Below are 25038 nucleotides of genomic sequence, written 5' to 3' on the forward strand. Positions count from 1 at the left end.
AACCGGAAGGCGCCTAACGTTCGCATTGAGTAGTCGTCTTCCGGAGGATATTTCATGCGTTTGCGTGCTGCCCTTTCCGCTGCCTTCCTCGCCGCCGGTGCCGCGCTCGCTGTCGCGGCACCCGCGTCCGCGGTCGCGAACGGCAACGATGTGGCGCCCGGTGAGTATCCGTTCGCGGCCAAGCTGTCCATGCCCGTCATCCCGCGCGCGGACGGCACCACTTATTCGAGCGGATGCTCGGGTTCCCTGATCGCGCCGCAGTGGATCATCACCGCCGGACACTGTTTCCACGACGTCAACCGCAAGCCCGTTTCCGGGCCGGTGCCGTACGGGACTTCGGTGCTGCTCGGCGCGACCACCGACGAGCCGGGCAAGGGCGAACGGCGTCAGGTCACCGAGGTGCAGCAGGCGGGTACTAACGACGTCGCGCTCGCCAAGCTCGACCAGCCGGTCACCGACATCACGCCGCTGACCGTCTCGCCTGCCGCGCCGGCCACCGGCCAGCAGGTGACGCTCGCCGGTTGGGGCAGCCTGACCGAGGTTTCCCCGAAGCCGTCGAACAAACTGCAGCAGGGCGCGATGCAGGTCGTCGGTTCCGACGCCACCACCGTGAGCGTCGTCGGCATCGCGCCGAAGAAGGACACCAGCGCGTGCAGCTACGACTCGGGCGCACCGTACTTCGTCGCCGAAGGCAACACCGGCCGCCTCGTCTCGGTCGAGTCGACCGGCCCCAACTGCCCCCACTCGACGCCCGAGACCACCGCTCGCGTCGACATCCTCGCGAACTGGATCGCCACCCACACCGCGTGAGGGCAAGTCCCGCGATCGGTCAGTTTTCGTCGCCCATCAAGGGAATTCCGCGACGCGGACGGTGTCGTTAGCGTGGAAGGCCGAGTTCATCGGCGTCCGCCGGTGACCCGGACGAAGGGACAGAATGCGCGTCCGCGCCGCGATCTCCGCAGCAGTTCTCCTGCCCATCCTCACCGCGAGCCCGGCTTTGGCCGTCGCCAACGGTTCTGACGTCCCAGCAGGCCAATTCGGCTTCGCCGCGAAGCTGAGCATGACCGGAATCCCGCTGCCGAACGGAAGCACGTACTCGAGCTTCTGTTCGGCAGCGCTCGTCGCACCGCAGTGGATCGTCACGACCGGCCACTGTTTCCACGACGCCAACAAGAACCGGGTGTCCGGCCCGGTGCCGTATCCGACGACGGTGTCGCTGGGTCTCGTCGACGAGACCAAGGAAAAAGGCGTCCAGCGCAAGGTCACACAGGTCCTGCAAGCCGGCCCGAACGACGTCGCGCTGGCGAAGCTCGACAGCCCGGTCTCCGAGGTCAAGCCGCTCACCGTGAACCACCTGGTGCCCGGCGTCGGACAACAGGTCACCCTGGCCGGCTGGGGCAGCCGGACGGCACAGAATCCAGTGCCGTCCAAGCAGTTGCAGCAGGGCACGATGAAGATCTCGTCGGTCGGCAGCACGACAGTCGCCATCCACGGTGTATCGCCCTCGGCGTCCACCAGCGCGTGCACTTACGACACGGGCGCGCCGTATTTCACCGACGGCAAGCTGATCTCGATCGAGAACAACGGCCCGGACTGCCCGCACACCGGCGCGGAAACGACGTCGCGCATCGATGTGATCGCCGAGTGGATCGACGAGCACGCGAAGTGAGTACGGTGGAAGGGCCGCCGACCTGAGGAGAGTCGCATGCCCGAGCCGATCCTGACCGCTGTCGCCACCGCGCTGGCCACGAAGGCCGCGACCGGGCTGTACGACCTGGTCAAGCGCAAGTTCTCCGGCAACAGCAAGGCAACCGCGGAACTGGAGGCGGCCACCCCCGACGACCCGGCCACCGTGACCGCGCTGGCCGAACGCCTCGACGAGGTCAGCCGCCAGGACCCGGAGTTCGGCGCGGCGCTGCGCACCGAGTTCGAGGTGCACCAGGAGGCACGCAGCGGCGGGGTGACGAATCACGTGGGCACCGTGGCCGAGGGGGCCAAGGTCGTTCAGCTGCGTGACGTACAAGGCAATATCAGTCTCTGAGCCTTTCTTCGACGACCGGCACGGAGAGCGATCGGTAGGATCGCTCTCCGTGCCTTCGTCGTCGTTCCCCGTGCCGCGCCGATGGCGCACCGTGCCCACGGAACGCACGCTGCTGGCGGTCGTGCACAACGTCACCGCGGCGACTCGGCTGCTGGACGTGCTGCCGTTGTTCGCTGGGGATCCCCGGATACAGGTGGTGTTCACGTGCCCGGCTTCGAGCGCGTTCACCCGGGGGACGGAGGAGTACCTCGCCGCGCGCGGGATCCCGCTGGAACCGTGGGAAGACGTCGTGGCGGAGGACTTCGACTGGGCTTTGGCCGCCAGTTACGGCGGGGATTTGCACGAATTGCGCGCTCCGTTGACGGTTTTGCCGCACGGAATGGGGTATAATAAATTCTTGGAAACCGGAAACCGGAAACCGGAAACCGGAAACCGGAAACCGGAAACCGGAAACCGGAAACCGGAAACCGGTTTTCGGGTTGTCCGAGGAATGGCTGATGCATCACGGCGAGGTGATCGCCGAACATCACGTCCTGTCCCACCCCGAGCAGCTCACCCGGCTGCGGCAGTACTGTCCGGAAGCCGCTGACCACGCCGTCATCGCCGGAGACTCCTGCCTGGACCGCCTGCGGGACGCCCGAGAACTGCGCGAATCCTACCGCCAAGCACTAGGCGTAACCGGCGAGCAAACGCTGGTTCTGGTCTCGTCAACATGGGGCGCGGATTCCCTGTACGGGACCCGCCCAGAGTTGCCCGCCCGCATTGCCAGCCAGTTGCCGCTCGACGAATTCACCGTCGTGCTCGCCCTGCACCCCAACATCGGACAAGGCCATTACCCGTGGCAACTGGAAATGTGGCTGCGAAAATGGCAGCGGACGGGCGTCATCGTCCTGCCGGAAGAAGACCTGTGGCAGCCAGCCGCAGTAGCCGCCGACGTCACCATCGGCGACCACGGCTCCGTCACCTACTACTCCGCCTGCCTCGGCACCCCAGTCCTGCTGGCCGCCGCACCACACGATGCCGTCGATCCCGATTCGCCGGTGGCCGCCCTCCTGCGCGCCGCCCCGTCCTTGACCGACGAAAGCCTGGCTGACCAACTGCGCACCGCGACCCAGCCCGCGGACCTGGTCGTCGCGACCGAACTCGCCACGAGCGTCCCCGGACAGTCCGCAGCCCTCCTGACCGACCTCGGCTATCGCACGCTTCGACTGTCGCCACCAGCTGAACCAGCCGGATTCACCGCGTTCCCACTGCCGCGCGTCCAACGCCAAGAACCCGGCGCGCAATGGGTCCAGGTCCGCGGCGACGAGGTCACCCGATTCGCCGCAGCCTCCGCCGACGCTCACCTAGTCGTCCACGTCGACGGCCCCGACCCCCGCCTCCTGCGCCGCGCCGACATCGTGCTGGGCGACCGTTTCCCTGACCCGGGCCGCTGGATCGCCATCACCCTCGCCGAATTCCCCGGCTGCGAATGGGCCGCTTGCCCGTACGGATCCGGCTGGCTGGCCGGCAGCCGCGACGGTCTGGTCGTGTCCTTCACCGGCACCGACCTGCCACAGGCCGTGCCGTCGCTGCTGTACACGCGCGACCTGCTAGGCCTCGACTTCCCCGAACAGCTTCCCTTCACCGCGGGCGGCCGCAAGCACGAGGCACGCCTTACCGTCCACTATGGATAGTCAGAGCTGTTCGATCCAGATCAGCAGATCAGCCGCCTCGGCCGTGAAACCGTGCATCCGCGCGATGTTCAGCGCATCTTTCGCGTGCGCCTTCGCCTGATCACGGAAACCACGGGCAAGCGCCGCCTCCGAGCGGGACCACAACGCGGCAATGCGTTCCCGCTGCAGGTTGGCCTGTTCCGCCGCCGAGTCGACTTCGGCCAGCACCACCGCGCCTGCCTCGAAGGAACCGGCTTCGATCAGCTTCCGCCCCTGCCACAACCGAACCTTCACCAGATTGCCCGGCTCGTTCTTCAGTCCCTGCTCCGCTTGCGCGAGCAGAGTGGCCGCCTCCTCCGGCGGGACAACCTTGGCCAGATGCATCCGAATCAACGCAAGACGACGGTCGCGACCGATCTCCTCAGCCAGCGCGAGGCTCTCCCGAAAACAGACTTCCGCCCGGCCCAGCAACGAAACCGCGTCCTCCGGCCGCCCCTGCTGCCGAGCGATCCATCCAGGTTCGAAAAACGCGAGCCCGCGCGCTTCCAGCGCGGACGCGTGCTCCTCCGGCGTAGTGGCCAACTCGGCCGCGACGGCGAACTGCTCCTGCGCCGCAGCCCAATCCCGCAGTTGCATCCGCGCGAACCCGAGCTGAGTGCGGACCAATCCCTCGGCAAGCGGCATCGCAGCAGCCTGCGCGGCCTGGACCGCGTCCTGGCTCACCGCCACCAGCTCCGCGGGGGACGCGCCGTCTTTGTAGACCGGCCACAACGCCCTCGCCAGCCGAATGACGTCCTCGTGTGCCCCCGCCTGCAACGCGACCTCCGCCGCGGCAAGCAGGTTCGTCTGTTCAGCGAACAACCACTCCCAGGCCTCCGCCGCCGACACCGACGCCGACCCGAAACCCGGCCAAATCCTCGCCGGCCAGCCAGTGGGCAGCGCACTTTCCGCGATCTTGAGCCCTTGCTCCGCGTAATACCCGACCACGACGTCCGACAGCTCGCCAGCCAGCCCGGCAGCGTGCAGCCGAGCAAGCTCGGACATCCGGTAGCGGCCCCTGATCACCTCGATCAGCTTGGCGGACACCAGTTTCTGCAACGCGTCCTCAGCGTCGAACTCATCGAGGCTGAGCACCGCCGCGACGGTTTCCAGCCGGACGTCACCGCTGCCCGGGTGCGCCCCGAAGAATCGGTAGACCGCTTGTTCCTGCTCGCTCAACAGCTCGTACGCGACGTCAAACACCGCGCTGGCCAAGGCGCCCTTCGCGCGGATCCGCGCGATCAGGCGCTGCACCGTCCCGCCCTGACGCGCGAGGATCATGCCCGCGACGTTGAGTTCCGCTGCAGAACCAGCGCAAATCCGGAGCAGTTCTTCCCGCTGTTCCGGTTCCGCGGCGAGCTTTTCCTCGCCCACCAGCTCAGTCAGGACGCCCAGCGCCGCCTCGTTGCTCAACGGTTCCAGCTCGACCTCGCGAGCGGAATACCGGGCACGCAGCGCATCCAGCCCCGACCCGACCACGAGCACGTACGAACCGGGATGCGTCGGCAGCAGCGCCTTCACCTCAGCCGCGCTCAACGCGTCGTCGACCAGCAGCGCGACCTTGAACTCAGCAGTCTGCGACTGCCACATCGCCGCGCGCCCCTCGAGACTCGCCTGCATCTCGTCCGGACCGTATCCGAGCTTGGACAGCAGCTCGGCCAGCACGTCGGCACCCGCCCGGTGGCCCACGCGCACGTCGTAGAACCGGTCGAACCGGTCCTGATGCTGGTGCAGCCAGGTTTCGCACAGAGTCGTGCGCCCACTGCCCGGCGCACCTCGCACGATCGCGATCGCTACCCGGTCCAGAGCTTCGTCATGGATCCGAGTAAGCGCAGCCAGCTGGCGCTCGTTGTTCCGGTAATGCTTCGGCGGCGCCTGAACCTGCAACGCCGGTGCCGCAGGTTGCTGCGGACCGTGGAAATGCACGTCGCCGTACACATTGCGAGCCTGGAACACCTTGTCTGCCTGGCCGTCGAAGTAGTTGCCGTCGCTCACTGTTTCCCCCGCCCAGCTGATCTTGACTCAGGTTACCGGAATTGCGCCGCCGAAATCACCGCGGCGCAAGGATCAACATCGAGCCGTCTTCCCAGTACAAACAGGCAGGCGAAGGGCTCCATTGCGCACTCCCCTGCCACACCACGACCGGTGCTGCTTCGCGAACCTCAACCAACGCCACCCGCGCCACCCGCGCCGCCCGCGCACCACCGCGATCTCTCCGCCCCGCCCCTTCAACCTCGAGGCCGCCTCGAACGCCTGCCCCCGAGCTGGTCCACTAGGTACGGCCACCGGTTTCCGGCGTCGCTTCGGAACTGTCACGAACTCCCAAAGCGCCACCAAGGGCCACGCGAGATTTGCGAGGATCTCAAGACCAGCCTCCGCGACACACCCCAGCGACCGATCAGCCCGCCGCCGCCGATCGCGCCCTGCTTTGACCCGTCCGAGCACGACGACTTGCACAGGCTCCCGCCAGCCGCCCTCGAAGTACCGCTCGACCCGGACTCCCAGCTCCTGGCCCATCAGCCACCCATCCGACTCGGTTATGCAAGCCCGGAACTGTACCTACTCAACCGGCGGGGCGAGGGAAAGAAAAGAGAAAAGGCGGTGATCAAGTTGACTGAGTTGATGAGCGCCGCGACGACGGGGGTGATGAGGTAGAGCACGATGGGCACTGTGAAGTGAAGCTGTTCCATACCGGAGTAGCTACCCGATGTCGTCACGGTAATGACGTACCAGAAAACGAACACAATCGTTGCCAGCCACCCTGGAATAGCCGTCCCCAGCTGAACTCCCAGTACGGTGTACTCCTTGCGGTGCGCGAGCTGCCCAGCCGAGAAATAGCAACGCGCCACCATCAGGCCAATCCCGGAGAGCATCAGGCAACACGCCGCGGTAATCCCCAAGACGACCGTCAGCCCGGTTGTCACGTCATAGGAAGTGGGAAGGCGGTACCCGAAGACGGGTACGGCGATGATCATGAGCAAGCCGATCCCGGCGCTCGCGGAACCCCATCGCATCGTAGTGGCACGGATCTTTCCGACCAGGGCAGGAGGAAACCAGCGACCAGGAGATGCCGCCGACGCATAGGGGTTCATCATCGTCATCAGTAACTTTCCGATCTATCAACTCACCGTTGAAGCCATCAGCCGGTGGTGTCGACCCACTCGAAGGTCTCGAAGATGCCGCGCGCCAGGTCGACCACATGAGTCCAGTCTTCGGTGTTGTTGCTGGTCACGGCGAGGGCGAGAATCACCTTAGTGCCCGGTATCCACGCGGTGATCGCGTGTTCGGTGACCTGGACCGATCCTTCGCCGATCGAAATGCTCCCGACCGAGGCCGACTGCGCGATCACCGCCGGGCCTGCCGGCAATTCCACTACCTCGACCGGTCCCGTCGAGGTGCTGCGCTGAACCTCCTCGAGGCCGGAGATCGCCACAGCGGTCGACGAATGATCCGATTCCAGGCAGAAGCAGTTGACCACCGCCATGATCGGCCGCTTCAGGTCGTCAGGGGAGCGGAAGAACCCGGCGGCGGTGTAACTGGAACCGCCAGCCTCGGCCATGGCAGCGGTGCTCACGAGCATCGCGGTTGTTTCGGCGATGCCTTGGTCGATCTCGGCGTCGGGGCCCGCGCCGAACTCAGCGGACACTGAAGCGGCGAGAGACCGGAACTGTTCCTCGTCGATATTCCCTGCCGGCAAGGCGAGGAAACCGTCGGGCAGGAAGAGGGAGAACCCGGGTGGTTCCGGTGGAGCGGACACGTCCGTCATGAGTCCCGTCCTGTCTGAGAGTAGTGAGACCAACGCCGATTACCGGAAGCGGGACCACCCTTCGCCGTACGATTGAGCGAAGCTCCTGACGAGCGCCTCTTCCTCTTCGCTCAGCTTCAGAACCGCCTGTCCGTGTTCCGGCCAGTAGATCCGGAGAGCTCCTTCCTCAGCTCCGGGGGTGAGTTCCACGTTCAGCTCCGGCCCGCTTTGCCAGAAGGGAACCGGAGCACCCTGGTCGAGCCCGTCTTGGACGAAGACGACGTGTGACCTCGAAAAAACCACCCAGGACTTCTTCGGTGCCTTCTTCATCAGGTCGACGAAGTCGATCGCCGGGCCGTACGGGAGCGTCCCGCGCACGGTCAGCGTCCCCGTCCTGGTCGGCCACTTGGGGTAGATTTCCCAAAAGTTCAGCACATACAGGATGATTGCGTACGGAATGAATATCGGAAAGGCGAGAACGTAGAGGATCTTCTTGCCGATGCTCCACGTTCCGATGTCCTGCCTGTTCGGCAAGGTCAACTTGAAGCGCTTGCGCTGGAACGCGACCACCCCCGCGGGCTCTCCCCACAAGGCAGTCGCCCACCCGCGTATCGACTCTCTCTCTTGATTCACCCGCCACCTCTAATGTCACAGTCACGTCCGGACCGGCTCGGGTCAGCCTCCGGTGATCTTGTCCACCGCGTAGTCCTTCGCTTCGGCTTTCGCCACGCCGATCCCGGAGTTGACCGCAACTCCGGCCACGATTCCCTTGGTGCTGAACGGTTCCAGGTTGATTCCGGGGAGCTTGTTCGCCAAGTCCACCGCTTTGCCGTGCGAATACCGAGCTGCCTGGTCGATCGCCGCGGCGGGATCGGATCGCAACGCGTTCATCGTGATGGGGCTGACGTCCTGGCCGCCGATCTTGACCACCTGCCCGTCGATCTTGATCGCGGCACCGGCCCCGTCCCGGGCTACCGTGCCGCCGATCCCCTTGATCACCTTTTGCCCGACGCCAGGCACTTTGCCCGCCAGTTCGCCGGCCTTCCCCATTTTCGCGAGGGCCGCACCGCGAGTGGCCTGCGCGACCGCGTTCTTGGCTCCAGCCACGACTTTTCCGCCGGGAATGACACCCACCGCGTCCATCGCGATGCTTCCCCACGACACGTCAGCGCCAGCGGCTTTCGCAAGCAGTTTCGTCCCGGCCGCGGCGGCACTGACCCCTACCGCCGCGGCCGCGGTAACCGCATTGACTCCGGGGATCCACGACGTGGCCAGTGCTACGACCCCCAGCACATTGCCGACGGTGGACAGCACGTCGCCGATCTTGGCGATGACGTCGGCGTGTTCCTTGACCCAGCCCCAGACGTCGCCAGCGAGCTTCTTGATCCCGTCGGCCATTTTGCCGATGGCGTCACCGATTTTGTCGAGCAGACCGGGCTCTTCCGGTGCCTCGTCCTTTGCCTTGCGCAGTGCTTCGGCGACTTGCCCCGCAAGGTCCCCGTGCTGCGCGAGCAGCCGTTTCGCGCTTTCGCGCAGAGCGTCCAGGTCTCCCTGCGCTTTGTTCAGTTGCTGTTGCGCCTTCCCCAGCGCCTCCTGGGCCTGCTGCAACTGCGCTGGGTCGCTGAAAGCCTGCCCGGCCAGCCGGAAGTCAGGGTTGGCCTGGGCAGAACTCACCTGGGCCTGGGCCGCCTCTGCCTGGTGCTCCAGGTCCGCTGCCTGCCGCTGCATGGTGCCGAGGTCTTCGGCCCACCGGGTGAGGGTCCCGGAAGCACCGGACAGTGATCGGTGTGCCTTGTCCAGGTACTCCGGCACCTGCCCGACCGTTTTCTGGAACGCCTGCGCCCCGTCGCCTTCCCAGAACCCGTCGGATTTTCCGAGCTTCGCCAGGTCTTCGTATGCCTGGCCCATTTCGGTCGCCACGCTGCCCAACGTCGTCGCGACGTCAGTCACCTTGGCTACGACACCTGGCGCGGGATCGAACCCGAGTGCCGGATAGCTTCCCGTCTCCACCGGCGCGACCGCGTCCGCGACCCGGTCCCAGTTCATCGGGCCGGCCCGTCGAGCCGGGCGCTGATCGCCGACGGCGGAGCGACGGCGGGCGGTGCCGACGCCGGCGTGCCCATCCCTTTCCCGAATTGGTCCGCGACCTTCTTCTCCATGTCCGCGTAGACCTGTTTCGCTTTGGACAAGCCCTCGGCTACTGTCCCGGAGAACTCGGCGATCTTCCCGATCCCGTACTCCCACCGGTCTTGGAACTCGCCGCCGGCCGAATCGATGTCGCGGCTTCCTAGTTCACCGGGCGATGACCCCTTGAGCTTCGCGTTAGCACTGGTCATCCGCTCTTTGGCCTGCTCGAGCGTGGAGATGAGAGTCCCCATCCGCCCGAGGTCGACCTGGTATCCGCCCGACATCTACGTCTCCCCTCGCAGCAGTCAGCGCCACTGATTGTAACGAGACAGCCACTTCCCGCTCGCAAAACGCGGAAATCCACCCGAACCCACCGCCTCCCAGCGGCGTCCAACTGGATGGAGTCGACATCACCTGGTCATAAAAGAAGGCGTCATGCGATACCGGTGCGTCGTCGCGCATGCACTGCGACCGAGAACCAACCCGATCCCCACAACACCGCGAACCCGGACATCCGCGCGCATCCCCCAGGCCTCGAAACTGTGCCCTGGCCCACACCCAACCCAGCCCCCGGCCAACCGCAGCCAATGGCAGCGCGGGAGTCCGGGGCTCGACCCCCCGGGGCGAAGGAACGACCGACAAACGGAAAAGGCCCCCAGTCGCACAAACGACTGGGGGCCTGACCACGGTGGGCGAGGAGGGAGTTGAACCCTCACGTCCTTTCGGACACACGGACCTGAACCGTGCGCGTCTGCCATTCCGCCACTCGCCCGAGTTGCTTCCTTGAGGCAGCCAGCAAAGCTTAGCAGGGCCTTCTGACGGGTTTCACCGGGGGCATGCCCAACCCTTCCTCCCCCGGATAGGATCGATGCGGAAGCACACGTGTGAGGAGGTCGTCCCCGGTGGGTCGCGTTGAGCGCTTCGACAGGCGACTCGAGAACCTGGTGGGGAATACTTTCGCGCGCATGTTCGGCGGCAACGTCGTCACACAGGAAGTGGCGGTTGCGCTCGAGAGGGAAGGCGAGGAGAACGTTCGTGAGCTGGCAGGCGGTCGGCAGCTCGCCCCGAATCACTACATCGTGTCTTTGGGGGCGGCTGACCACGATCGCATGGCCGGCGATGAGCAGCGGGTCACCGGGGTTCTCGCGAGGGCGGTGGCGGAACACCTCGCCGCGCAGGGCTGGGACACCTATGGTGACGTCGTCGTATCACTCGAGCGCAACGAGGCGCTGCATACTGGACAGTTCAAGACCCGTTCGTCCGTCGATCCCGACGCCCGCGCCGCTGCGGGGGAAGGGCCGTCACGGTCGGCACGACCCAGCAACGCAGGAGACCCACCAATGAGCCAGCCCCCCGGCTACGGCCAACACGACCAGGGTGACCCGTACGGCCAGCACGGCCAGTACGGCTACGGACAGCAGGGTGGCCAGCAGCCCGGGTACGACCAGGGTTATGGCGGTCAGCCGCAGCAGGGCTACGACCAGGGCTACGGCGCGCAGCCGGGCTACGACCAGTACGGCGGCCAGGCCCCGCACGGCGGGTACGACCAGGGCTATGGCGGCCAGGCTCCGCAGCCGGGCTACGACCACCAGGGTTACGGCCAGGCCCCGCAGGGCGGCTACGACCAGGGCTATGGCGGCCAGGCTCCGCAGGCCGGGTACGACCAGGGCTACGGGCAGCCGCCGCAGGCCGGTTACGACCAGGGCTACGGCCAGCCGCCGCAGGCCGGTTACGACCAGGGTTACGGCCAGCAGGGCGGGTACGACCAGTACGGCGGCCAGCCGCAGGCGGGGTACGGCCAGGACCCGTACGCGCAGCAGGGTGCTCCGGCCGCGGGCCGTCAGCTTCAGGCGAGCCTCCAGCTGGACGACGGCTCCAACCGCACCTACTCGCTGAAGCAGGGCGGCAACGTCGTCGGCCGCGGGCAGGACGCCGACTTCCGCCTCCCGGACACCGGCGTTTCGCGGCGGCACCTGGAGATCACCTGGGACGGGCAGAGCGCGACGCTCGCCGACATCGGGTCGACCAACGGGACCACGGTCAACGGCACCCCGGTGCAGACGTGGCAGCTCGCCGACGGCGACGTGATCCGGGTGGGTCATTCGTCCCTGGTGTTCCGAACCCAGGGCTGAGCGCAGACCGTCCACAGGGTTCCCGCAGAATTGTCTTGCGGGGGGAACCGCGGCGTGCGTGGCGCCGCGGCTTGCAGGCACAGGCGGGAGCGGACACAACAAGTGCCAGAGCTGGTCGTTCAACTCACCAGAGTGGGCTTTCTCGTGCTGCTCTGGCTCTTCGTGTTCGCCGCGCTCCGAGTCGTGCGCTCGGACCTCTACGCCGCCTCGGGCCTCCGGGTCCAGGTGCCGTCCTTCCGCCGGAGCAAAGAGAAGAAGCCGCGGGGCAGCAAGACCCCGCAGCAACTGCTCGTCACGCACGGGGCCCTCGCGGGCACCCGCATCGCGCTCGACGGGCGGCCGATCCTCATCGGCCGCGCCGACGACTCGACGCTGGTGCTCGACGACGACTACGCATCGACCCGGCACGCCCGGATCGCGCTGCGCGGGGAGGACTGGTACGTGGAAGATCTGGGCTCGACGAACGGGACCTACCTCGACCGGGCTAAGGTCACTGCACCCCTCCGGGTCCCGCTCGGAGTCCCCATCCGGATCGGCAAGACGGTGATCGAGCTTCGCCCATGACTCTCGTCCTCCGCTACGCGGCCCGCAGCGACCGGGGCCTGGTGCGTTCCAACAACCAGGACTCCGTCTACGCCGGCCCGCGCCTCCTCGCGCTCGCCGACGGCATGGGCGGGCACGCCGCAGGTGAGGTGGCCAGCAAGGTCGTCATCGCCTCGCTCGCCCCGCTCGACGACGACGAGCCGGGCGACGACCTGCTCGCTCAGCTTCGCGAAGCCGTCCAGAACGGCAACGCGGCGATCGCCGAACTGGTGTCCCAGGACCCCGATCTGGACGGCATGGGCACCACGCTCACCGCGGTCCTGTTCGCGGGAAACCGGCTTGGTCTGGTCCACGTCGGCGACTCGCGCGCGTATCTGATGCGCGGCGGCCAATTCGCCCAGATCACCCGCGACGACAGTTTCGTCAACGAACTGCTCGAACAAGGCCGCATCACGCCGGAAGAGGCGGCGGTGCACCCGCAGCGGTCGCTGCTGCTCAAGGCGCTCACCGGACACGAGGTCGAGCCCAGCCTGACCGTGCGCGAGGCGCGTCCCGGTGACCGGTACCTGATCTGCTCCGACGGTTTGTCCGGAATGGTCAGCGACGAGACGCTCGCCGAGGCCGTGCAGATCCCGGATCCGCAGGAATGCGCCGACCGGATGATCGAGCTGGCGCTCAAGGGCGGCGGCACGGACAACGTGACCGTCATCATCGCCGACGTGGTCGACGTCGATTTCGGCGACGACGCCCCGATCGTGGGCGGAGCCGCGGGCGACGGCAGCGACGAGATGCATCAGGGCGATTCCCCGGCGGCCCGGGCGCGCGCGCTGACTCAGCCGCCGCCTGCGCCCCGACAGGAACCGCAGGCCCCGCAGGAAGACCCCAAGGCGAAACGGCGGAAACGGTTCCGCTGGCTCGTGGGGGCGGTCGTGGTGCTGATCGTGCTGGGCGCCGCCGCGATCGCGACTCGATACTTCGTGCTCAGCCAGTACTACGTCGGAGAAGGCCCCGATCAGGAGGTCGTGATCTACCGCGGCGTCCCGGGCAGCATCCTCGGCATCGACCTGCACTCGCTCGAGCAGGGCTCGTGCCCGCCGGGACAGTTGTGCACCGACAAGCTCCGCGTCAGCGCGTTGCAGGAGGACGCGCGGATCGCGGTGCAGAACGGCGTGAAGCGCGAAAGCCTCGACGACGCGCGCAAGTACATCGACGATTTCCTGCGTCTCAAGAAGAAGCTGTCGGACTGCAAACCGGCCAATTCTTCGGGCGTCCCGCCGTCGGGCGCGCCCTCGTCCAGCGTGGCGCCGCCGGGCGGCACGCCTTCGTCGGCGAACCAGCCTGCGGGGAGGGACTGCTCGACGGCGGGTACGCCGCCGACGGGGGGCGGTAACTGATGGGCCAGCCGTTGGCCGACCCGACGTCCGCCCAGTTCGCCACGAACCCGCCGCGAGACCTCCCCAAGCGCAGGGGCACGGAGCTCGCGCTGCTGGCGTTCGCCGCGGGCATCGTCACCCTTGCCCTGGTCATCGTCGAGGCCAACCAGGAGCAGGAGCTGACGCTCTCGATCCTGTGGGTGGGGCTCGCGTACCTCGGCGTCCTCGCCACGACGCACCTCGCCGTGCGCCGATGGGCCCCGTACGCCGACCCGGTGCTGCTGCCGTGCGTCGCGCTGCTGAACGGGATCGGGCTGGTGATGATTCACCGGCTCGATCTGGCGAAGGCCGAGTCCGCGTTGCAGCGCGGCAAGGACTACTCGCCGGAAATCACCAAGCAGCTGCTGTTCACCGCGGTTTCGCTGGTGCTGTTCGTGGTGGTGCTGGTGGTGGTCAACGACCACCGCACGCTGACCCGCTACAGCTACATCTGCGGCCTGATCGGGCTCGGCGCGCTCGCGCTGCCCGCGGTGCTGCCCGCCAGCCTGTCCGAGGCGGGCGGCGCGAAGGTGTGGCTGAAGCTGCCGTTCTTCTCGATCCAGCCGGGCGAGTTCGCGAAGCTGCTGCTGATGGTGTTCTTCGCGTCGTTCCTGGTGTCCAAACGCGACTTGTTCATGGTGGCGGGCAAGAAGTTCCTCGGCGTCGAACTCCCCCGCGCACGCGACCTGGGCCCGATCCTGATCGCCGCCGCCGTCGCGATCGGCGTGCTCGTGTTCGAGAAGGACCTCGGCACGTCGCTGCTGTATTTCAGCATCATCCTGGTGATGCTCTACGTCGCGACCGAGCGCGCGATCTGGGTCGTCGTCGGGCTGACGTTCTTCGTCGGCGGCTGCCTCATCGCCTACAACCTGTTCGGCCACGTCCAGCAGCGCGTGGAGAACTGGACCGACCCGCTCGGCCCGCGCTATGACGTGCTGGGCGGCAGCTACCAGCTCGCGCAGGGCCTGTTCGGGCTCGGCACCGGCGGCGTCGGCGGCACCGGGCTCGGCGCGGGCCGCCCGGACATCCCGCCCGCCGCGAGCACCGACTTCATCACCGCCGCGATCGGCGAGGAGCTCGGCTTCATCGGGCTGGCCGCGGTGCTGATGCTGTACATGCTGCTCGCGATGCGCGGCATGCGCAGCGCGCTGGCCGTGCGCGACACGTTCGGCAAACTGCTCGGCGGCGGGCTCGCCTTCACCATCGTGATCCAGATTTTCGTGGTCGTCGGCGGCGTCACCGCGCTCATCCCGGAAACCGGCGTGACCGCGCCCTTCCTGTCCTACGGCGGCTCTTCGCTGCTGGCGAACTACATCCTGGTCGCCCTGATGCTGCGGATTTCGGACGCGGCGCGCAGGCCGGCCACCCGGCCGAAGCCTCAGCAGCCGCAGGCTCCGATCGCCGAGGCGCACACCGTGATGGTGCGGCGTCCGCCAGCCGAAGGCGACCCGAACGGGAGGACCGCGTGAACGCCCCCCTGCGCAAGGTCGGCATGGCGATGCTCGTGATGATCGTGCTGCTGCTGGCCAACGACACCTACGTCCAGGTCATCAAGGCCGACACGTACCGCACCGATCCGCGCAACCAGCGCGTGCTCTACGACGAGTACTCCCGTCAGCGCGGCCAAATCGTCACGCCGGACGGCACCGTGCTGGCCGGCGTGAAGCCCTCGACCGACAAGTTCAAGTTCTTCCGCACCTACGCCGACGGCCCGATGTACGCCCCGGTCACCGGGTACTATTCGATCAACTACGGTGCCGGCGGGCTCGAGCGGACCGAGGACGACGTGCTGAACGGGTCGGACCCGCGGCTGTTCGTCCGGCGGCTGTCGGACATGGTCACCGGCCGCGATCCGCGCGGCGGCAACGTGAAGCTCACCATCGACCCGAAGGTGCAGAAGGCCGCCTACGACCTGATGACGCAGCGCGGCTACACCGGCGCGGTGGTCGCGATGGAGCCGAAGACCGGCCGCATCCTCGCGATGGTCTCGACCCCGTCGTACGACCCGAACCAGCTGGCGACGCACGGCACCGACCAGAACAAGGCCTGGGAGGCCTACGCCAAGGACCCGAAGAACCCGATGCTGAACCGGGCGATCTCGGAGAACTACCCGCCGGGGTCGACGTTCAAGATCGTCACCGCCACCGCGGCGCTGGAGAGCGGCATCGGCCCGGACACCCAGGTCAGCACCGCACCGAACGTGCAGCTTCCGGGCACGAACACGACGCTGGAGAACTACGCCGGCGAAACCTGCCCCGGCAACACGTTCAAGGACGCGCTGGCGCATTCGTGCAACGTCCCGTTCGCGACGTTCGCGGGCCAGCTCGGCGCCGACAAGATGAAGGCGGCCGCGGCCAACTTCGGCATCGGGCAGACCGACCTGACCGTGCCGATGCGGGTCGTCGGCTCGACCGTCGGCGCGCTCGACTCGCCGGGCGCGCTCTACCAGAGCGGCATCGGCCAGCGCGACGTCCGGCTCACCCCGCTGCAGGACTGTCTGCTGTCGGCGACCGTCGCCAACGGCGGCACCGCGATGAAACCGCAGCTGATCCAGTCGATCCTGGCCCCGGACCTGTCGACGATCGAGGACGTCGACCCGGAGCCGCTCACCGGCAAGGCCGCGCTGTCGCCGGAGAACGACAAGATCCTCACCGACATGATGATCGCGTCGGAGTCCTTCACCAAGGGCGGCGGCAAGAACGACGCACTGAAGATCGCGTCGAAGACCGGTACCGCCGAGCACGGCGCCGACTCCAAGAACACCGCGCCGCACGCGTGGTACACCGCGTTCGCGCCGTCGGACAACCCGCAGATCGCCGTTTCGGTCATCGTCGAGAACGGCGGCAACCGCGGTCTCGCCGCGACCGGCGGCACGGTGGCCGCCGAGATCGGCCGCGCCGCCATCGCCGCCCGGCTCGGGGGTGGATAGCCGATGCTGTCCTCGGGTCAGCTGCTGGCCGAGCGCTACAAGCTGACGAACCGGATCGCCGTCGGCGGGATGGGCGAGGTCTGGCAGGCGAGCGACACCCGGCTCGACCGGATCGTCGCGGTGAAGGTGCTGAAGGCCGAACTGTCCGGCGACGCCGAATTCCTGCACCGGTTCCGGACCGAGGCACGGATGACCGCCTCGCTCAACCACGCCGGGATCGCCGCGGTGCACGACTACGGCGAGACGGTCAACGAGGACCTGTCCATCGCGTACCTGGTGATGGAGTACGTGGAGGGCGACCCGCTGGCGGGCATCCTCGCCAAGCACGGGCGGCTCACCGCGGACTACACGCTCGACCTGCTCGAGCAGGCGGGCACCGCGCTGCAGGCCGCGCACGAACAGGGCTTGGTGCACCGCGACGTGAAACCGGGCAACATCCTGGTCACCCCCGCGGGCAAGGTGAAGATCACCGACTTCGGCGTGGCCAAGGCCGCCGACGCGGCGCCGGTCACCCGGTCCGGCATGGTCATGGGCACGGCGCACTACATCGCGCCGGAGCAGGCGCTCGGCCAGGACGCGGAACCCGCCAGCGACGTCTATTCGCTCGCGGTGTGCGGGTACGAATGCCTCGCCGGGCACCGGCCGTTCCTGTCCGAGAACGCGGTGACGGTCGCGATGATGCACATCCGCGACGTCCCGCCGCCGCTGCCGCCGGACGTCCCGCCGGGCGCGCGGGCGGTGATCGAGGCGACGCTGGTGAAGGACCCCCGGCAGCGCTACGCCAGCGGCGGCGAGTTCGCCGGCGCGATCGCCGCGGTCCGCGCCGGACGCCCGCTGCCCACCCCGCTCGGCCTGGTCAACGCCGCCTACGCGGCGGGCCAGGCACCGCCAGCGCCGCCGGTTCCGCCCCCAGTGCCGCAGGCGGGGACCGGCGCGCCGATCGGGCCCAGCTCCAACCCCGCGTTCCGGCCGCTCTCGGCTCCGCCGGGTCCGCCAGTACCGCCGGTCCCGCCGCCGAGGCGGAACCAGTGGGGCTGGTGGGTGCTGCTCGCGGTGGTCGTCGTCGTGGTCCTGGTGGCCGTGGCGTTCTTGATCGCGAGAGTGGTGTCGGCCGGCAACGGCGGACCGCCGCGAAGCGTGGACAGCGGGAGCGGACCGACCTCAGCCACCCCGGCCGGTACGAGCGAGGCCCAGAGCCTGCAAGGCATGATGACCACACCTTGGACGGAATGGAACGGCACGAAGCGATGACGACACCCAGACTGCTCTCCAATCGGTACGAGCTGGGCGACACGCTCGGGTACGGAGGTATGTCCGAGGTCCACCACGGGCACGACGTGCGGCTGGGCCGGGAAGTCGCGATCAAGGTCCTGCGCGCGGACCTCGCCCGCGATCCGCAGTTCCAGGAGCGGTTCCGGCGCGAGGCGCAGAACGCCGCCGCGCTGAACCATCCCGCGATCGTCGCCGTGTACGACACCGGCGAGGCGAACACCGACGTCGGACCGCTGCCGTACATCGTCATGGAGTACGTCGAAGGCCGGACGCTGCGCGACATCGTCAAGACCGAGGGCCCGCTGTCGCAGAAGCGCGCGATGGAGGTCATGGCCGACGTCTGCGCCGCGCTCGACTTCTCGCACCGGCACGGCATCGTGCACCGCGACGTGAAGCCGGCGAACGTGATGATCACGAAGAACGGCGCCGTCAAGGTGATGGACTTCGGCATCGCGCGCGCCATGCACGACGGCCAGTCGGCGATGACGCAGACCGCGGCCGTCATCGGCACCGCCCAGTACCTCTCGCCGGAGCAGGCTCGCGGCGAATCGGTGGACGCCCGGTCGGACGTCTACGCGGCGGGCTGCGTGCTGTACGAACTGATCACCGGAGAGCCGCCGTTCACCGGCGATTCCCCGGTCGCGGTGGCGTACCAGCACGTGCGGGAGGACCCGAACCCGCCGTCGTCGGTGAACCCGGCGGTGTCGCCGGAGCTGGACGCGGTCGTGCTGAAGGCGCTGGCCAAGGGCCCGGCGAACCGGTACCAGTCGGCCGCCGAAATGCGCTCGGACCTGGTCCGCACGCTGTCCGGGCAGCGCCCGTCGGCCCCGATGGTGATGTCGGACGACGAGCGCACCCAGGTGATGAACGCCGACCGCCGCCAGCCGGTCGCCTACGACGAGTACCCCGACGAGCCGGAAGAGGACCCGCGGGCCAAGCGCCGCCGCCGGATCATCTTCGGGTTGATCGCCGCGCTGCTCCTGGCGGGCGTCGCGCTGCTCATCGTGTGGCTGTCCGGATCGTTCCGCGACACCAACAAGGACGCCCAGATCCCGCCGGTGGTCAATCAGCCGGTGGTGCAGGCGAAGTCCACGCTGCAGCAGGCGGGCTTCTCGTCGTTCGCGCCGAACAAGACCGTGGTGTGCGGCCCGGAGGCGACCAACCCCGGCGGCCAGACCTGCACCGAGGACCAGATCGGCAAGGTCATCGCGATCGACCCGCAGGTCGGCGCGACGGTGCCGACCACGTCCACGATCACCCTCACCATCGGCGCGCAGCCGGGCAAGACCACCGTGCCGGACCTGAGCGGCAAGTCGCCGGACGACGCCAAAGCGGCGCTCGACCAGGCCAAGCTGAAACTCGGCAACACGACGACGCGGACCGTCGACAACCCGAGCGACGTCGGCAAGGTCGTGTCGCAGAATCCGACCGCGAACTCCTCGGCCACCGAAGGCACGCCGGTGGACATCGTCGTCGGGTCGGGCGTCACGCAGAAGGAGGTGCCGAACACGGTCGGCCAAGACTACGAGACGGCGAAGCAGACGCTGCAGAACGCCGGTTTCCAGGTCAAGCGCACCGACCAGGCCTCGGACAAGCCGAAGAACCAGGTCATCGACCAGCAGCCCAACGGCGGCAACCTGCCCCCGAACAGCACGGTGAAGCTGACCGTGTCGTCCGGCCCGCAGCAGATCACGATGCCGGACCTGACCGGGCAGACCCAGGACCAGGCGACCCGGACGCTGCAGAGCCTCGGCTGGTCGGGCACCATCCAGCCGCAGACGACGCACGGCGGCAGCGCCCAGCCGAACACCGTGGTGAAGCAGAACCCGCCCGCGGGCAGCCAGATCAGCCCGAATCAGACGGTCATTCTGACCATTCAGGAGGACGACGGCAGCGGCGGCTCGCCGACGTCGAGCTCCAGCGGCGGGATCTTCCCGCCGGGCGGGATCCACAACAACCCCTGATCCGCTCGTAAGGAGGGCCCGCACGGTGCGCACCGTGCGGGCCCTTTTTCGCGCCGGCCGATCAGTCTTGGTCGAGGAAACTCCGCACGCTGGCGAGCACCTCGTCTACGTCGTGGCCGCCGCCGCACTCGACGTCCAGCTCTTCGACGGCCCCGGAGCGTTTCACGGTGAGCGACACCCGCCGTCCGTCGCGGTGCCCGCGCAACCAGCCGAAGAGCGACCGGCAGAAGGTTCCGGCGGACCGGCTGCTCACCATCACGACAACCCCGCTGCCCGGCCCGGCGAGCCGCACGCGGCCGGCCAGTTCGTCCTCGGCGCCGAGCCAGGAAACCAGGTGCTGCAACTCGTCCGCGGAGCCGTCCACGGTGATCGCGGCGATCCCTGCCGTCACGGATGCTCCCCTCGAGGGCCTTACAGACGGCGCGAGGGTAGCCGAATCGCTGCCGAAACCGGAACCCCCACATCGGCATTTGCCGAATGCAATTTGCAGAACACTAGGTCTGCTTTCGCCGGGAATACTGCTTGACCAGCGCGGATACGCAGATGACCAGGTCGAGGGGCAAGTTATCGGGAATCGCCGCATTCGCTGTCTGGTCCGAGCCGGGTCGAACCGAGAAAGGAATATTCCGCCAGTGAATCCACCAGGCTATGGACTGCTTCGCGAACAAACCGGACTCGTTCGTGCTGGCGAGAATTCACGACCGGCGCGTCGAGACCGCGCCCACCACCGTCATGCTCGCCGCCAGCAACGCCACCGACGTGCCTGTCGCCAGCGCGAGCGGGCCGCCGTACGGGGAGCCGCTCATCAGCGCTTCCAGCAGCGGATGCACTACCGGGACCCACTTTCCCAGCAGCACCACGCCGAGGACGAGGACCGCGGCGAGCACCGTCCAGCCGATGCGCGACACCAGCAGCCGCGAGCATGGCAAGCCGATCGCGATGCCGACCAGAGCGCACGCCAAATGCGTCACCAGCCCGGCGCTGACGATCTGCCAGTGCAGCTGATTCCGATGCGTCGCGGCCCACGCGACGGTCGCCAACGTGCACAGCAAAGTGCACCCGAAGACCGTCAGCACCGCGCCGCCGATGGTTTTGCGGTTGCCGCCGGCGTGGTTGAGGGTGATCAGCCGTTGCACCGGATCTTCGATGTCCAGCAAGGCGATCGTGAGCCAGCAGCCGAGTACGAGAACCCCCGCGCCGCTCACGCCGTACAGCGGAAGCACTGGCGAACTCGGGTCTGCGTAAAGGATTGAGCACAACGCGAGGTACGCGAGCCCGGCCGGCAAATACCGTTGCGAATGTCCCAGCAGCGCCAGGTAATAGCGGCTCACTGCGAGCACGGCGCCACCTCCCGAACCGACCAGCCGCCGGACAGCGCGCGCAGCAGCACGGCGTCGGCGTGTTCGGCGTCGACGGTCAGGACGACGCCGCCTGCCTGGTCCGCGACCGCGTGCACGCCTGGTTCGGCGGACCAGTTGTCGACGCTCGACGCCACCGGCAGCAGCGTGATCCGCTTGCGTTCCGGATGCGTTTCCAGCGGCGCGACCCGGCCGGCTTCGAGCCGGTACACCTCGTCGGCATGTTCGCGCACGACGTCCGGCCGGTGGTCGGTGAACACGACGCTCGCACCGCGTGCGCGGGTTTCCGCGACCAGTTCGCCGAGCACTGTGTGCGTGCCGACGTCGAGGCCGGACCACGGTTCGTCGAGGATCAGCAGATCCGGCCGCACCAGCACGGCTTGGGCCAGGCCGACCTTCTGCGCGTTGCCCTTCGACAGCGTGCGCAATTGCGCGTCCGGACTGCCGACCAGCGCGAGCCGCTTCAGCAGCGGATCGATCCCGGACAGGTCAGCCAGCCCGCGGATCCGCGCGAGATGCCGCAGGTAAGCGCGTGCACTCAGCCGCTGGCCGCCGGGAAACCGGTCCGGAAGATAGCCGACCGCAGGCATCCCGGTGATCTCGCCGTACGACGCGCGCGACACTCCGGCGAGGATCCGGAGCAGCGTCGATTTGCCCGATCCGTTGGCGCCGAGAATGCCGACGACCCGCCCGGCGGGCACCTCGAAATCGATGTGGGTCAGGACGGGTTCGCCGCTTCCGTACCGTTTTCCGACTCCGCTGAGCCGGATCAGCGGAGCCGGCGCGGTCACGCAGCCGCGGCCTTCTGCAAGGCGCGGGTGGCCCGCTCCAGGTCGTCGACGACGGTCGGGTCGACCGGGTGGCCCGCCGACGCCATCCAGTTCGCCAGCATCCGGTGACCGCATTCGGTGAGCACGGATTCCGGGTGGAACTGCACGCCCTCCAGCGGCAGTTCGCGGTGCCGCATGCCCATCACGATGCCGCTCTCGGTGGTCCCGGTGACCTCGAAGACGGCCGGGTCGATGGTGTCCGGCAACACGGTGAGCGAGTGATACCGAGTGGCGGTGAACTCCTCCGGCAGCCCGGCGAGGATGCCGGAGCCGGTGTGCCGCACCTGGCTGGTCTTGCCGTGCAGCAGTTCGTCCGCCCGGTCGACGGTGGCTCCGAAGTGCACGCCCAGCGCCTGGTGGCCGAGGCACACGCCCAGCATCGGCGTGCGCGTCTCGGCGCATTTCGCGATCACTTCAATGCTCTGACCTGCGCGTTCCGGCGTACCAGGCCCCGGGGAGACGAGCACCGCGTCGAACTCCGGCACGCGCTCGAGATCGACGACGTCGTTGCGCCACACCGTGCAGTCGGCGCCGAGCTGCGCCAGGTACTGGACGAGGTTGTAGACGAAGCTGTCGTAGTTGTCGACGACGAGAACGCGCATGCCGCCAGCTTAGCGGCTCCCACCTGGTGGACCGTACGCCAGATCACAGTGATTGTTAGGATCACCTAACTTACCGTGGAGCGGGTGAGCCGAATCCTTCGTGTCGCCGTGGTGGGCGCCGGCCCCGCCGGCATCTACGCCGCCGACCTGCTGGACAAGTCCGACGCGAGCGTCGAGATCGACCTGTTCGAGCGCATGCCAGCGCCGTTCGGGCTGATCCGTTATGGCGTCGCGCCCGACCACCCGCGCATCAAGGGCATCGTCAACGCCCTGCACAAGGTGCTCGACCGGCCGAACATCCGGCTGCTCGGCAACGTCGACTACGGCACCGACCTGAAGCTGGACGACCTGCGCGAGTTCTACGACGCGGTCATCTTCGCGACCGGCGCGATGGCCGACCGCGCGCTCGACCTCCCCGGCATCGACCTCGAGGGCAGCCACGGCGCCGCCGACTTCGTGTCCTGGTACGACGGCCACCCGGACGTGCCGCGCACCTGGCCGCTCACCGCGTCGTCGGTCGCGGTGCTCGGCGTCGGCAACGTCGCGCTGGACGTGGCGCGCATGCTCGCCAAGACCGCCGACGAACTGCTGCCGACCGACATCCCGGCGAACGTGTACGAGTGCCTCAAGGCCAGCCCGGTCACCGACGTGCACGTGTTCGGCCGTCGCGGCCCGGCGCAGGCGAAGTTCTCGCCGCTGGAACTGCGCGAACTCGACCATTCGCCGAACGTCGAGGTGATCGTGCACCCCGAGGACATGGAGTTCGACGAGGCGAGCGTCGCCGAACTGCGCTCGTCCAAGCAGACCGACATGGTCGTGAAGACCCTGCAGGAATGGGCGATTCGCGACGAGGGCACCCGTCCGCGCCGGCTGCACCTGCACTTCTTCCATTCGCCGGTCGAGGTGCTCGGCGAGGACGGCAAGGTGGTCGGCCTGCGCACCGAACGCACCGAGTACCGCGACGGCAAGGTCGTCGGCACCGGCGAGTTCCACGACTGGGACGTGCAGGCGGTGTACCGCGCGGTCGGGTACCTCTCGTCGCATCTGCCGGAAATCCCGTTCGACCACACCGCGGGCGTGATCCCGAACCAGGGCGGCCGCGTGCTGGACCTGGACGAGAACCAGGTCCCCGGCGTGTACGTGACCGGCTGGATCAAGCGCGGCCCGGTCGGCCTGATCGGGCACACGAAGGGCGACGCGGCCGAGACGGTCGCGAACCTGCTGGCGGACGCGGATACTCTCGCCGCGCCGCGGCATTCGTCGCCGGACGCGATCCTGGAGTTCCTTTCCGCACGCGGTATCGCGTTCACCACCTGGGAAGGGTGGGGCATGCTCGACGCGCACGAGAAGTCGCTCGGCGAGGCCGAGGGACGCGAGCGGGTGAAGGTCGTGGAGCGGGACGAGATGGTGCGGGTTTCGCGCGCTTAGTTCACGTACACGATCTTCCCGCGGGCATGCCGGCTTTCGCTCAGTTCGTGCGCGGCCGCGGCTTCGCTGAGCGGGAAGGTCGCTGCGACGGGAATCCGCAGACGGCCTTCCCCGGCGAGTTTCACCGCATCGCCAAGGCCGTGTACCGCCAGCGGGTCAGCGCCGGGTATCGCGGCACCGTGTGAGAAGTGCACGCCATGCTGTGCCGCAGTGGGATCAGCGATCGTCACGACGCGAGCCGGATCTCCGGTGAGCTCGATCAGGTCCGGCAGTGCTCCCCCAGCGCAGTCGAAGACGGCGTCAACGCTGGCCAGGGCGCGGACTCGGTCGACAAGGCCGGGACCGTAAGTCGTCGGCTCGGCACCGAGCGAGCGCAGGAAATCGTGGTTGTGCGGGCTGGCGGTGCCGATCACCGTGGCACCGCGGGCTACTGCCAGCTGGATGGCGACCGTGCCGACGCTCCCCGCCGCGCCGTGCACCAGGATCGTTCCGCCAGGGAGCTGATCGAGCACCCGGGTGGCGGTTTCGACCGCACCCGCGGCCCCGCCCGCCTCGGCCCAGCTCCACGAAGCCGGTTTGGCCGCCCAGTGGACAAGAACGGCGTACTCGGCGTTGGCCCCTCGCCGATCCGCCGCGGTCATGCCGAAGACGGGTGCACCAAGCTCGACCCCGTCGACCCCGTCGCCGACCTCGTCCACCACGCCGGCGGCGTCGTACCCGGTCCGGTACGGGAACTCCACCGGCACCAAGCCCTTTCGCGCACCGGATCGGATGCTCGTTTCGCCCGCGGAGAAGCCGGACGCGCGCACGGAAATGCGAATCTCACCGGGTCCGGCATGCGGTTCGGCGACATCGGCGACGTGCACGACGCTCGGCGGGCCATACTGGGAAAACTGGACGGCTTTCATGCTTCCGAAGGTATTCCAGCAGGTCAGCGGGACAGCCGGAAGTGAGAGAGGGG

General features: G+C 68.0%; 23 protein-coding genes and 1 tRNA gene. 12 read left to right on the forward strand and 12 right to left on the reverse strand.

The window, feature by feature from the left end; translation table 11 throughout:
- Window positions 1–54 precede the first annotated feature (54 nt).
- The 4 genes from H5411_RS02455 (at window position 55) to H5411_RS02470 (ending at window position 3717) form a co-directional block, all read left to right on the forward strand.
- The gene (locus tag H5411_RS02455) at window positions 55–810 is read left to right on the forward strand and encodes a S1 family peptidase (RefSeq protein ID WP_101436648.1); all 756 of its coding nucleotides are present in this window, start codon (window positions 55–57) and stop codon (window positions 808–810) included.
- A gap of 124 nt (window positions 811–934) precedes the next feature.
- Window positions 935–1669, forward strand: coding sequence for a S1 family peptidase (locus H5411_RS02460; protein ID WP_101436649.1), 735 nt, complete (start codon window positions 935–937; stop codon window positions 1667–1669).
- A gap of 36 nt (window positions 1670–1705) precedes the next feature.
- A complete protein-coding gene (locus tag H5411_RS02465; RefSeq protein ID WP_037367447.1) occupies window positions 1706–2041 on the forward strand; it encodes a hypothetical protein in 336 nt (111 codons plus the stop codon).
- Window positions 2042–2538: 497 nt separating this feature from the next.
- A complete protein-coding gene (locus H5411_RS02470) occupies window positions 2539–3717 on the forward strand; it encodes a hypothetical protein (RefSeq protein WP_183122823.1) in 1179 nt (392 codons plus the stop codon).
- Here the strand turns inward: H5411_RS02470 and H5411_RS02475 are convergent, their stop codons facing one another.
- From H5411_RS02475 to H5411_RS02505, 7 genes are all read right to left on the reverse strand, one after another.
- Entirely contained in the window at window positions 3718–5730 is a 2013-nt protein-coding gene (locus H5411_RS02475) for an NB-ARC domain-containing protein (RefSeq protein ID WP_183122824.1), read from the reverse strand.
- Window positions 5731–6272: 542 nt separating this feature from the next.
- Window positions 6273–6836 (reverse strand): hypothetical protein, encoded by a 564-nt coding sequence (locus tag H5411_RS02480; RefSeq protein WP_143271402.1) that lies wholly within the window; start codon window positions 6834–6836, stop codon window positions 6273–6275.
- 38 nt (window positions 6837–6874) lie between these two features.
- Window positions 6875–7501: a hypothetical protein gene (locus H5411_RS02485; RefSeq protein WP_101436655.1), complete on the reverse strand. Its 627-nt coding sequence runs from the start codon at window positions 7499–7501 to the stop codon at window positions 6875–6877.
- Window positions 7502–7540: 39 nt separating this feature from the next.
- Entirely contained in the window at window positions 7541–8050 is a 510-nt protein-coding gene (locus tag H5411_RS02490; RefSeq protein ID WP_101436656.1) for a hypothetical protein, read from the reverse strand.
- 105 nt (window positions 8051–8155) lie between these two features.
- The gene (locus H5411_RS02495; RefSeq protein ID WP_183122825.1) at window positions 8156–9526 is read right to left on the reverse strand and encodes a putative T7SS-secreted protein; all 1371 of its coding nucleotides are present in this window, start codon (window positions 9524–9526) and stop codon (window positions 8156–8158) included.
- Window positions 9523–9891, reverse strand: coding sequence for a WXG100 family type VII secretion target (locus H5411_RS02500; RefSeq protein ID WP_101436658.1), 369 nt, complete (start codon window positions 9889–9891; stop codon window positions 9523–9525). The genes H5411_RS02495 and H5411_RS02500 overlap by 4 nt, the downstream gene beginning before the upstream one ends.
- A 405-nt stretch (window positions 9892–10296) precedes the next feature.
- A tRNA-Leu gene (locus H5411_RS02505) sits at window positions 10297–10379 on the reverse strand.
- 130 nt (window positions 10380–10509) lie between these two features.
- Between H5411_RS02505 and H5411_RS49740 the strand changes: the two genes are divergently transcribed.
- The 7 genes from H5411_RS49740 (at window position 10510) to pknB (ending at window position 19859) form a co-directional block, all read left to right on the forward strand.
- Window positions 10510–11739: a DUF3662 and FHA domain-containing protein gene (locus H5411_RS49740; RefSeq protein WP_183122826.1), complete on the forward strand. Its 1230-nt coding sequence runs from the start codon at window positions 10510–10512 to the stop codon at window positions 11737–11739.
- 102 nt (window positions 11740–11841) lie between these two features.
- Entirely contained in the window at window positions 11842–12303 is a 462-nt protein-coding gene (locus H5411_RS02515) for an FHA domain-containing protein FhaB/FipA (protein WP_101436667.1), read from the forward strand.
- Window positions 12300–13676 carry a PP2C family protein-serine/threonine phosphatase gene (locus tag H5411_RS02520; RefSeq protein ID WP_183122827.1) on the forward strand — a complete coding sequence of 459 codons (1377 nt, stop codon included), beginning with the start codon at window positions 12300–12302 and terminating at the stop codon, window positions 13674–13676. The genes H5411_RS02515 and H5411_RS02520 overlap by 4 nt, the downstream gene beginning before the upstream one ends.
- The gene (locus H5411_RS02525; protein WP_183122828.1) at window positions 13676–15163 is read left to right on the forward strand and encodes an FtsW/RodA/SpoVE family cell cycle protein; all 1488 of its coding nucleotides are present in this window, start codon (window positions 13676–13678) and stop codon (window positions 15161–15163) included. Before H5411_RS02520 ends, H5411_RS02525 begins: the two co-directional genes overlap by 1 nt.
- Window positions 15160–16623 (forward strand): peptidoglycan D,D-transpeptidase FtsI family protein, encoded by a 1464-nt coding sequence (locus tag H5411_RS02530; RefSeq protein ID WP_183122829.1) that lies wholly within the window; start codon window positions 15160–15162, stop codon window positions 16621–16623. The genes H5411_RS02525 and H5411_RS02530 overlap by 4 nt, the downstream gene beginning before the upstream one ends.
- Before the next feature lie 3 nt (window positions 16624–16626).
- The gene (locus tag H5411_RS02535; protein ID WP_183122830.1) at window positions 16627–17874 is read left to right on the forward strand and encodes a serine/threonine-protein kinase; all 1248 of its coding nucleotides are present in this window, start codon (window positions 16627–16629) and stop codon (window positions 17872–17874) included.
- Entirely contained in the window at window positions 17871–19859 is a 1989-nt protein-coding gene (gene pknB, locus H5411_RS02540; RefSeq protein WP_183122854.1) for a Stk1 family PASTA domain-containing Ser/Thr kinase, read from the forward strand. The genes H5411_RS02535 and pknB overlap by 4 nt, the downstream gene beginning before the upstream one ends.
- Window positions 19860–19920: 61 nt before the next feature.
- Here pknB and H5411_RS48815 read toward each other — a convergent pair whose 3' ends face one another.
- The 4 genes from H5411_RS48815 to H5411_RS02560 form a co-directional block, all read right to left on the reverse strand.
- Window positions 19921–20250: an effector-associated constant component EACC1 gene (locus H5411_RS48815; protein ID WP_101436672.1), complete on the reverse strand. Its 330-nt coding sequence runs from the start codon at window positions 20248–20250 to the stop codon at window positions 19921–19923.
- 304 nt (window positions 20251–20554) lie between these two features.
- Window positions 20555–21199, reverse strand: coding sequence for a hypothetical protein (locus H5411_RS02550; protein WP_183122831.1), 645 nt, complete (start codon window positions 21197–21199; stop codon window positions 20555–20557).
- Window positions 21187–21990 (reverse strand): ABC transporter ATP-binding protein, encoded by an 804-nt coding sequence (locus H5411_RS02555; protein WP_183122855.1) that lies wholly within the window; start codon window positions 21988–21990, stop codon window positions 21187–21189. Before H5411_RS02555 ends, H5411_RS02550 begins: the two co-directional genes overlap by 13 nt.
- Before the next feature lie 14 nt (window positions 21991–22004).
- Window positions 22005–22649: an aminodeoxychorismate/anthranilate synthase component II gene (locus H5411_RS02560; protein WP_101436675.1), complete on the reverse strand. Its 645-nt coding sequence runs from the start codon at window positions 22647–22649 to the stop codon at window positions 22005–22007.
- A gap of 111 nt (window positions 22650–22760) precedes the next feature.
- Between H5411_RS02560 and H5411_RS02565 the strand changes: the two genes are divergently transcribed.
- A complete protein-coding gene (locus tag H5411_RS02565) occupies window positions 22761–24077 on the forward strand; it encodes an FAD-dependent oxidoreductase (protein ID WP_183122856.1) in 1317 nt (438 codons plus the stop codon).
- Here H5411_RS02565 and H5411_RS02570 read toward each other — a convergent pair.
- A complete protein-coding gene (locus tag H5411_RS02570) occupies window positions 24074–24985 on the reverse strand; it encodes an NADP-dependent oxidoreductase (RefSeq protein ID WP_101436677.1) in 912 nt (303 codons plus the stop codon). The two genes, H5411_RS02565 and H5411_RS02570, sit on opposite strands and share 4 nt — an antisense overlap.
- Between the last annotated feature and the right edge of the window lie 53 nt (window positions 24986–25038).

The sequence above is a fragment of the Amycolatopsis echigonensis genome (genome assembly GCF_014174495.1).
In the GTDB taxonomy this organism is placed as follows: Bacteria; Actinomycetota; Actinomycetes; order Mycobacteriales; family Pseudonocardiaceae; genus Amycolatopsis; species Amycolatopsis echigonensis.